Origin of the sequence: Streptomyces griseorubiginosus (genome assembly GCF_017614965.1) — a bacterium.
Taxonomy (GTDB): Bacteria; Actinomycetota; Actinomycetes; order Streptomycetales; family Streptomycetaceae; genus Streptomyces; species Streptomyces griseorubiginosus_B.
In genome coordinates this window covers 1-9,576 of the sequence record NZ_WVUG01000324.1, presented here as the reverse complement: position 1 = coordinate 9,576, position 9,576 = coordinate 1, and the positions used below count along the sequence as shown (strand labels likewise).

General features: G+C 74.0%; 9 protein-coding genes. 2 read left to right on the top strand and 7 right to left on the bottom strand.

The genetic code is table 11. The features are described from left to right. Window positions 1–134: 134 nt before the first annotated feature. Window positions 135–251, top strand: coding sequence for an LPXTG cell wall anchor domain-containing protein (locus GRC12_RS46040; protein ID WP_280117574.1), 117 nt, complete (start codon window positions 135–137; stop codon window positions 249–251). A gap of 70 nt (window positions 252–321) precedes the next feature. Here GRC12_RS46040 and GRC12_RS37265 read toward each other — a convergent pair whose 3' ends face one another. Together GRC12_RS37265 and GRC12_RS37260 are read right to left on the bottom strand one after the other, a co-directional pair. Continuing rightward, window positions 322–1,599 (bottom strand): NAD(P)-binding domain-containing protein, encoded by a 1,278-nt coding sequence (locus GRC12_RS37265; RefSeq protein WP_208784587.1) that lies wholly within the window; start codon window positions 1,597–1,599, stop codon window positions 322–324. Continuing rightward, a complete protein-coding gene (locus GRC12_RS37260) occupies window positions 1,599–2,924 on the bottom strand; it encodes a carboxylate--amine ligase (RefSeq protein WP_244374353.1) in 1,326 nt (441 codons plus the stop codon). The genes GRC12_RS37265 and GRC12_RS37260 overlap by 1 nt, the downstream gene beginning before the upstream one ends. Window positions 2,925–3,058: 134 nt before the next feature. Between GRC12_RS37260 and GRC12_RS37255 the strand changes: the two genes are divergently transcribed. Further along, window positions 3,059–4,375: a glycoside hydrolase family 26 protein gene (locus GRC12_RS37255; RefSeq protein ID WP_208784584.1), complete on the top strand. Its 1,317-nt coding sequence runs from the start codon at window positions 3,059–3,061 to the stop codon at window positions 4,373–4,375. Between the two features lie 19 nt (window positions 4,376–4,394). Here GRC12_RS37255 and GRC12_RS37250 read toward each other — a convergent pair whose 3' ends face one another. The 5 genes from GRC12_RS37250 to murJ all read right to left on the bottom strand — a co-directional run. Then, on the bottom strand, window positions 4,395–5,480 hold the full coding sequence (locus GRC12_RS37250) for a GNAT family N-acetyltransferase (RefSeq protein WP_208784582.1): 1,086 nt from the start codon (window positions 5,478–5,480) through the stop codon (window positions 4,395–4,397). Further along, window positions 5,477–6,127 carry a lipopolysaccharide biosynthesis protein gene (locus GRC12_RS37245; RefSeq protein ID WP_208784580.1) on the bottom strand — a complete coding sequence of 217 codons (651 nt, stop codon included), beginning with the start codon at window positions 6,125–6,127 and terminating at the stop codon, window positions 5,477–5,479. The genes GRC12_RS37250 and GRC12_RS37245 overlap by 4 nt, the downstream gene beginning before the upstream one ends. After that, entirely contained in the window at window positions 6,124–7,275 is a 1,152-nt protein-coding gene (locus GRC12_RS37240; protein WP_208784578.1) for a glycosyltransferase, read from the bottom strand. The genes GRC12_RS37245 and GRC12_RS37240 overlap by 4 nt, the downstream gene beginning before the upstream one ends. Beyond that, window positions 7,272–8,027 carry a polysaccharide deacetylase family protein gene (locus tag GRC12_RS37235; RefSeq protein ID WP_208784576.1) on the bottom strand — a complete coding sequence of 252 codons (756 nt, stop codon included), beginning with the start codon at window positions 8,025–8,027 and terminating at the stop codon, window positions 7,272–7,274. The genes GRC12_RS37240 and GRC12_RS37235 overlap by 4 nt, the downstream gene beginning before the upstream one ends. Continuing rightward, window positions 8,017–9,576, bottom strand: a 1,560-nt coding sequence (gene murJ, locus GRC12_RS37230) for a murein biosynthesis integral membrane protein MurJ (protein WP_208784574.1), incomplete at its 5' end; no start/stop codon positions are given. The genes murJ and GRC12_RS37235, both read right to left, overlap by 11 nt.

Below are 9,576 nucleotides of genomic sequence, written 5' to 3'. Positions count from 1 at the left end.
CACCACCGCCGTAGGGAGGCGGCGGACACCACACCCCGCCTCCCTACGGCGGTGGTGAGAGCACCCCGCCGTCCCACGGCGGAGGGCACCACACCCCGCCTCCGAGCGGCGGCGACCACACCCCGCCGCCCCAGCTGCCCCACACCGGCAGCAACAGTGAGGCCATGCTCGCCGCCTCCGGCGCGAGCGCCGCGATGATCGTGGCCGGGGCCGTGCTGTACCGACGGGGCCGAGCCGCGTCCCGGCGGTAGGGCCGAGGGGATCGCACCGGGTGCCGGACGGGTTCTCGTCCGGCACCCGCGCCCGTGCGGGGAAGGGCGATCAGCCGTACGCCCGCGTCGGGGTCTCGCTCGGCGAGGGCCGGCCGGGCGCCGGGATCGCCCCGCTGAGCGGCCGGACCCGCAGATGGCGCCGCACCCCCCGCACCAACGCGCCCGCCGTGTAGGTCGCCCCGTGCACGAACCGCATCGCCGGGCCGAACCCTGAGGCCGTGACCAGGCCCGCCAGGAACAGGCCGGGGTACGACGACTCGAAGTCCCGCCCGACCTCCGGGGAGCCGTCGATCATCGTGCTCAGACTGTCGCGCAGGTCGACGGAGAGCAGGGTCAGCCGGTCGAGCGAGGCGGTGAACCCGGTGGCGGCGATCACGTGCTCGGTCTCGACCGAACGCAGCGGAGGATGCGAGCCGTTCGCCCGGCTGAGGACCTCCAGACGCACCCCGCCCGGCACCGCCCGCGCCGAGGTGACCTCGTGGGCGAGCAGGACCTCGACGGCCCGCTCGACCCGGTCCCGTACCCACCAGGCACCCGCCGGCCCCAGGGCCGAGGCCGTGATCCGGGTCCGCGTCCGCTCCGGCAGACGGCGGAAGGCGCCGGGGCGTTCGGAGTAGAACCAGTTGCGCCAGCCGGGACCCAGGCCGCTGTGCGGCGAGCGGGCCGACTGCCACCAGGGGCGCTCCCACGGCGGCGGCGCGTCGTTCCATCGCAAGTGCGCGGCGCGTGCCAACACTCTTACGCGGGTGCCCTGTTCGGCCAGCAGGGCCGCCGTCTCCAGGGCCGCCTGACCGGCGCCGATCACGGTGACGTCCTTGCCGTGGAAGCGGATCAGGTCGCTGTGGTGGCTGCTGTGCGAGACCAGGGACGCGTCGAGTCCCCGCAGGGCCGCCGGGATCTCCACGAACGGCATCACCCCCACCGCCAGCGCCACCGTGCGGGCGTGCAGCACCTGACCGTCGTCCGTGACCGCCTCGAAACCGCCGGGGCAGGGGGCCACCCGGGTCACCGTGCGCTCGTCGACCTCCGGTACCGCGTGCCGGGCGAACCACAGACCGTAGTCGGCGAACATCTCCACCGGGACCGGTTCCCCGTGCCGGGCCGCGACCCCCTGGGCGGCGCAGTAGACGTCGAGGCGCCGACGGCCGCGCGGATCCGAGAGGTTGGAGGCCCAGGGCTCCGACTTGAGGAACATGCCGCGCGGCATGTGGTCGCGCCAGGAGGCCATCGGCCTGCCGAAGACGCGCAGGTTCAGTCCGGCGGCCGCGGCGTGGGACGCGATGGACAGGCCGTACGGGCCCGCGCCCACCACCAGCAGGTCGTACATCAGCAACTGCTCGCTTTCTCGTCGTCGGACCGGTCGCTCACGTCCGACAGGTCGGTCTGGGGGAGGTCACAGGGGGAGGGGGCCTGGCGCACCACGCGCGCGGGAGGCGGTACGGCCTGCCCGGTCGGCGCGGGGCCGCCCGTGCGATCCGCCACGCGGTCGCGGAGGCGGCGGGCGACATGGCGGGTCCACAGGGGCCACAGGGCGCGCCCGGGGCCGCGGTCGTCAGGGGCGTGCCAGGCGTGCTCCCGGCCGGCGGACGCGGGCCGCAGCGCGGCGAGCGGGGCGTAGGGCTCCACCACGAACTCCCGTCCGGTCAGCGGCACCGCGTCCGGCAGCGGACGGTGGGTCAGATCGAGGTGCTGGGCGCGTACGACGTCCAGGCCGGCCGCGTCGGCGAAGAGCCGGAACTGGGCGCCCGGGCGGGGGTTGAAGTCCAGGAGGTGGTAGCGGCCCGTGCTGCCGCAGCGGCGGAAGTCGAGGTCGAGGATGCCCCGGTAGCCGAGTTCCGAGGTGAGGCGTTCCGCGACCGCCCGCACCGTGGGGTTGGGGGCCCATCGGCCCACCGCCGTCAGGCCCGCGTCACGCGGCCAGGACCGCAGCTTGACGCCGGCGCCGCCGCCGCGGACACGGCCCGTCCGGTCGACGTACCCGTGGAAGAACCAGTCCCGTTCGGGGCCCGGGGGCAGGAAGGCCTGCAACAGCAGGCGGCTGCCCGCCTCCTCGGCGCGCAGGTACAGCTCGCGGGCCTGGGACGCCGAGCGCAGCAGGACCGTGCTGCGCAGGCCGGTCCCGGTCGGCACCAGCCAGGGGCGGCTCCACTTCGCCACCACGGGCAGCCCCAGACGCCAGGCGGCGCCGGCGGCCTGGGCGGGGCTGTCGGGCACCAGCGTCGAGGGGTGCGGGACGTCCAGGGCCGCGCACAGATCGGCCAGTTCGGACTTGTCGGCGAGGAGTTCGGGCAGCGCGTCCGGCATAGCCGGGAGCAGATAGGCGGGGGTGAGGCCGTCGCGCATCCGGTTCACGGCGACGGCGCTCGCGTCGTCCATCGGGATCAGCACGGCCGGACGGGTGACCCGGGCGGCCACCCGGCGCAGCGACACGGCGATGTCGCGCGCGGATGAACCGGGCGGCGGCGGGGGATGCAACTGCCGTACAAAACGCGATCGGGAAACGGGACTTCCCGTCGAATCGGCGACCACATGCACCTCGACTCCCGCTCTGCCGAGCGAGCGTACGGCCCCGAGCGTGCCGTGATGAAAGGGATTCCGGTCGATCCGCAGGAGAACGGCGGGGACGCGGATGTCAAACAGCGACACGGTCATGAATGTCTTCTCACTCGTCGGCCGTAACGGCGGTGGCGTAATTCCTGTTCATATGACTGAGTGTCAGTAACCGGACTGCAAAACCGGACCGCAGAAACCGGACTTCAGGAACCGGATTTCAGAAAGGAGCGGGCATGGACCGAAAGAAGCGACGTCCCAGGTCCCGGGTGCCGGCCGTCGTGGCGGCGACCGTGGCCGCGTCCGCCGTGCTGGCCTCGGGCACCGGATCCGCCGCGGGGGTGGTGCGGGTCGGCGACCCGCCCGCTCCCACGCCGGCGCTCCCCGCGACCCCGCCACAGCCGTCGACGGCGACGCCTCCGGCCGTCGTCACCACACCGCCCGCCGTCACCGGCCCGTCGGCCCTCGTCACCCCACCGGCCGTTGAACCCCGCCCGCACACGCCCGCGTTCGGTGCCTTCCTCGACTCCGGCGCCAGTGGCATCGCCCGTATGGCCGAGCTCAGCACCTGGCTGGGCGGCGCCGACCTGCGCGTCGGCCACACCTATCTGCCCGGCAACCACTGGAGCGACATCGAGGGCGCCCCCGGTTTCCTGGACGTGTGGGCGGACTGGCGCACCGAGCGGGCCGACCGGATGCTCGTCCTCAACGTGCCGATGCTCGACCACAACGAGGACGGCGTCTCCGACGCGCGGGTGGGCCGGCTGCTGCGGCTGGGCGCGGCCGGCACGTTCGACCGTCACTTCAGGGCCCTGGCCGAGCGGCTGGTGGAGCTGAAGGTGCCCGACACGGTGATCGTGCTGGGCTGGGAGATGAACGGCATCACGTACACCTCCCGCTGCGGGCCGGACCCGGAGGCCTGGAAGGCGTACTGGAAAAGGATCGTCACCACCATGCGCTCGGTGCCGGGCCAGAAATTCCGGTTCGATTTCGCACCGACCCGCGGCCGGGACGCCATTCCCTGGACGCAGTGCTATCCGGGGGACGACACGGTCGACATCATCGGCATGGATTCGTACGACCAGCCCTCCGGACTGTCGTTCGACGAACAGGTGAAAGAGCCCTACGGCCTGCGGGCACACGTGGACTTCGCGAAAGCCCACGGCAAGCCCATCTCCTATCCGGAATGGGGACTCTTCCGCAACGGCGACAACGCGGAGTACATGAAGCGGATGCTCGCCTGGATGGACGAGCACAAGCCGCTCTACAACACGCTCACCGACTACTGCCCGCACGGCGTCTTCGAGTGCGGGCAGAACCCGCGGTCCTCCGCGGTCTACCGGTCCGTCCTCTTCGGCCGCACCGACGAGGCGACCCCGACCCCGCAGCCCACCAAGCCGACCCCGGTGCCGACACCTGTCCCGACCCCGGTCCCGACACCCACACCGACGCACCCGGCCAACTGCTCGCCCGTCGAGCTCGGCGACTGGGTCGAGTACTGGCTCGGCGGGAAGCTGTGCCTGCGCTTCGACTGGTGGTCGCGCAGCCGGTGACCCGGAGGCGGCGGGTGTCTCACGGCCCGCCGCCACCGCGCTCCCTCCACTTCCGCACGGCCTCCTTGCCCCGCTGCCGCGCGGCCACCTCGCACAGGGCCGCCGCCAGCAGCGGGGCGGTGCGCCGCCGGGCCAGCAACAGCCGCCGGTTGACGGCGGGTTCGGGGCGCCAGTGGTGCTTGTACGGCTCGTCCCCGCGCAGCAGGCTCAGCGTGCCGCGGGCGTGCCGGGTGCACGCGTCGAGCAGCATCACCGCCACGTCCGCCTTGCGTTCCCGCAGGCACGGATGGGCGCCGTACAGATAGCCGCCCGCCAGCAGCGGGGACAGCAGGGTCAGATCGACGGCCACCACGTCGTCGTCGAGCCGGAACTCGGTGACGACCGCGTCCCCCGAGCGCACCATCGGCCCGACCGCCCGCACCAGATGCTCACGGAACCGCTCCCGCAGATGCTCGGACGTCACCTTCCGCCCCTGCCACTGCAGTTCGTGCAGCTCCAGCAGCCGCCGCAGCGCCTTGTCCACCTCGCCCGGCCCCACCTCATGCCGTTCGACGCCGAGCGCGTCCAGCTTGCGCAGCTTGGCGCGCACGCGCTGGGCCTTCGACGACGGCAGCCGGGCCACCAGTTCGTCCATGGGTACGGCGGGCAGCTCCAGGCACAGCGAGTCGGCCACCCGGCGCCGGGGACCCTGCCAGTGGTCGTACACGCGCTCGGCCGCCCCGCCGGGCCGCACCTCGCGCAGGTCGATCAGCGAGGTGCGGGCGCAGACGGACAGGCCCTCGGTGAGCGCGGCGACCGCGTCCTCGCCGCGCTGGTCGTCCAGCAGGACGTCGCCGTAGTCGGAGATGGCCCCGCCGAGCGGCACCAGCGCGGGCACGGGCCGGCGCACCCGCATCAGGGGCGCGGCGGCGACGAGTTCACCGCCGTCCCGCACGAGCAGCAGGCGCAGCCGTCCGCGCCTGCCGTACGACAGCCACCAGGAGTGCAGCCAGGCGTGGCTCTGGAAGGGGGTCGCGGTGGCGCACCGGCCGTGCAGCCGCCCCCAGTCCGCGCCCAGCCCGGCGAAGACGGCCTCGTCGGTGACGAGTTCGGTCGTGTACGTCACAGCTGGCCGTGGGCTTCGGCGGCGACGGCGGGGGACGGCACGGAGAGGGCGTGCCCGGATCCGTCGGCGTTGCGGCGGGGCCGGACCAGCAGCACCAGACCGCCGAGCAGCCCGCCCGCGCTCGCGCCGACCAGGCCGGTCACCGCCGGGGAGGCGGAGGAGGGCGCGGTCGGCTTGGTGGCCCGGGCGAACTGCTGGAGCTCGACGTTGGTCTCGCTCCTGGTGTCCGTGGAGTGCTGGGTCAGGGCGCGGGAGACCGCGTTGGCCATGTCCGCGGCGAGGTCCGGGCGTGCCGAGGTGGCCGTGATCGCGACCATCGGTGCGTCCGGAGAGGTCGCCGCCTGCACGCTGGACTGCAGCGTCCGCACCGGTACGCCCGCCCACACCTGTGCGTCCCCGAGCACCGCGAGCTGGGTGGCGACCCGGCCGTAGGCCTGTGCGAAGCCCAGCGCGGACGCCGAGTCCGACTTCGAGGTGGGCACGGCGACGACGTAACTGGTGGCCGTGTACGTCGGCGGCTTCGCCAGGCCGTAGCCACCGCCGAGGAGGCCGCCGGCGAGGACGCCGGCCGCGATCAGGGTCCAGGGCGGCAGGGTCCTGGAGCGGGCGACGGCCGGGCGGCGGTGGGCGGTGAGGGTTTCGGTCATGACGAGGGAGCTCCCTGGAGTGACGGGGACGACGAAGGGGACACGGCTGCCGTGTACACGCCCATGAGCCGGGCGGCGCTGCGGGTGATGCAGTAGTGGCGGGCGGCCTCGGGGACCGTCCGTGGGACGGGGCCCCGCGCGCGGGTCGCGGCGACGGCGGCCGCGAACTCCTCGACGCCGCAGGGGACTCGACGCGCGGAGGCGGCCTGGTGCGGGGGCAGGTCCTCGATCGCCGGACAGGAGGCGTAGAGCACCGGCAGTCCGGAGGCCAGGGCCTCGACGATCGCCAGGCCGAAGGCCTCCTCCGGCGATGGCGAGGCGAGCACGTCCATCGCGGCGGCGAGCGAGGGCAGGTCGGGGCCCGGGGTGCCGTCGGGCACGTAGGGGCGTTCGCCGGTGAACAGGACCCGGTCGGCGACACCGGCCTCCTGAGCGGTACGGCGCAGGACGTTCTCCTCGCTGCCCCCGCCGACCAGCAACAGCCAGTGGTCCTGGGGGAGTCGGGCGAGGGCGTGGACGAGGACGTCGAAGCGTTTGCCGGGGGCCAGGCGTCCGATGCCGCCGACGACGTACGCGTCCTCGGGCAGGCCGAGGCGGCGGCGGGTCTGGCGGCGCCGCTCGGGGTCGAAGCGGAAGCGCGGCAGGTCGATGCCGTTCGGGACGACCTCGATCCGGGGGGCCGGGACGCCCCAGCGGCGCAGGCGCTCGGCGACCGTGGGGGAGACGGCGACGGTCGAACGGCCCAGCCGCTCGCTGGCCAGATACAGGGACCGCACCCCGCGTGACAGCCGCCGGCCCTCCATCTGCGAGTCGCCCAGGGAGTGTTCGGTGGCGACGATCGCCCGGACCCCGGCGAGCCGCGCGGCGAGCCGGCCGTAGACGCAGGCGCGGTAGAGGTGGGTGTGGACGAGGTCGTAGCCGCCCGAGCGGATGAGCCGGACCAGCCGGGGCAGCGCGGCCAGGTCGCGGTTGCCGGCCATGCCGAGATGGGTGACGTGCACCCCGTCGGCGGCCAGACCGTCGGCCACCGCACCCGGATTGGTGAGCGTGACGACATCGCACTCGACGGGCAGATGCCGTACCAGCAGCCGCAGTTGTTGCTCGGCGCCGCCCACCCCGAGGCCCGTGATCACATGCAGCGCCTTCATCGCGACCCCCCGACGGGACGGCGGCGCAGCCGGTGCAGCCGGTGCTTGAGGAAGAGGCGTACGGCGTGGTCGTTCTGCCCGACGTGGACGCGCGGGAGGGCGTGCGGGCCGGTCAGCGGGCCGGGGTCGATGGCACAGGCGTACGCGTAACCGGCGTCCCGGACGGCGCCGACGACCCGCCGGTCGATCGTCCCGTACGGATAGCAGAACCCGGCGACCGGTGCGCCGGTCAACTCCTCCAGCAGGGCCCGGCTTTCGAGGACCTCGGCTCTCAGCGTCTCGTCGTCCGCCTTCGTCAGATCGAGGTGGGTGAGGCCGTGCGAGCCGATCTCGACGCCCTCGGCGGCCGCGTGCCGGATGCCGTCGGCGGTGAGGAGCGCCTTGCGCGGGCCCCGGGGATCCCAGGCGTTGCTGCCGCCGAGTCGGCCCGGCAGGACGAAGAGGGTGGCACCGCAGTCCCAACGGCCCATGACGGGAAGGGCGTTGTCGATGAAGTCCGCGTACCCGTCGTCGAAGGTCAGCGCGATCAGGTCCCGGCCCTCGCCACGGGCGCGCGCGGCGAGCAGCTCGGCCAGGGAGACGGCCCTCAGGCCCCGCCGGTGGAACCACCGCAGCTGGGTCTCCAGCCGCTCGGGCGTGACCGTGATCCGGTACGGGTCGTCCTGGCACGGGGCCACCGAGTGGTACATCGCCACCCACGGAACCGGGCCCGGTGCGAGTCGTCTGCCGGTGTCTTGGGAGTCAACGGCCATGCGGGAGCCTTCGTGTGACGGTGCGTACGGAGTGGAGCGCGGGATCGAGGCCCTGGGCGCCGAGAGCCAGGCCGAGCAGGAGGAAGACGGTGGTGGCGGTGAGGCAGCCGGCGGCGAGGGCGGGCACGGGGGCGGCGATGTGGTGCGCGACGAAGGCGCCCGCCACCGTCGCCACCACCGCGGCGCGCAGCGGCTTGGTCAGCTCCGCCAGCACCCGGCGGGTGCGGATCGGGATGCCGCCCCGGCCCATGCCGGCCAGCAGCAGGGCGGCGGTGACGGTGATGCCGGCGGCGTTGGCGGTCGCGATGCCGTCGACGCCCCACGGCAGCACCGTGAAGGCGCCGATCCAGGCCGTCACGACGATGCCGGCGGTCATCGCGCCGACCGGGTACCAGGTGGGGCGGCCCGCGGAGAAGTAGGACCGGACGAGAACGCCGACCAGGGTCTGGCCGAGCAGCCCGAGGGCGTACACGCGCATGACGCCCGCCGTCGCCGCGGAGTCCCTCGGGGTGAACGCGCCGCGCTGGAAGAGGAGTTCGACGATCTGCGGGGCGCAGGCGATCACGACCGCCGTGCCCAGCAGCACGATGCACGCGGCCAGCGACAGGTCCCGCTCCACCCGGATGCGGGCCCGTTCGGTGTCGCCCTCGGCCAGGGCGCGGGCCACCACCGGGAAGGTGACGGTGCACAGCATCAGCGACAGCACCATCGGCATCTGGGCGACCTTCTGCGCGTAGTTCAGGTGCGAGATGGCGCCGGCCGGGAGGTGGGAGGCGAGGAAACGCTCGATGAGCACCTGCGACTGCCGGCACAGGGCGAAGAGCAGCACGGTGGCGACCAGGGCGAACTCCATGGGCCGTGCCTGATCGGGGGCGGAGGCGGCCACCGTCTCCGCCCGCTTGCGCAACTGCCGCCACAGGGAGGGCAGTTGTACGGCGACCATCAGGCATCCGCCCGCCGCGACGCCCACCGCCGCCGACCGCACGCCCAGGCGGCCGCCGAGGGCGAACATGCCGGTGATGATGCCGGTGTTGTAGGCGACGTAGATCGCGGCGGGGGCGAGGAAGCGGCGGTGGGCGCGCAGGGCCGCGCTGCAGTAGCCGGCCAGCCCGAAGCTGAGCACGCAGGTCGCCGTCAGCCGGGTGCAGTCGACGGCGAGGGCGGGGTGGGGCAGGCCCGGGGCGAGGGCCTCGACCAGGTGCGGTGCGAGGACGATGAGCAGGACGGCCGTGGCGACGAAGCCCAGCGTGAGGCGCGGCAGGGTGGCGCCGACCAGGGCGCGGACGGGGTCGCCGGGAACGCCCTGCGCCCGCCGGGCCAGCGCCGCGCTGAACGCGGGGATCAGCGCGAACGCGAGTCCGTCCTCGATCAGCAGGGTCGCCGCGAACTCCGGCACGGTCCACGCCACCAGGAACGCGTCCGTCTCACTCCCGGCCCCGAACAACCGGGCCAACGCCTGGTCCCGCACCAGCCCGAGCAGCGCCCCGGCGACCGACAGGCCGGCGGTGACGAGAGCGGCCTTGGCGAGAAACCGTCCGGAGGGGGTGGA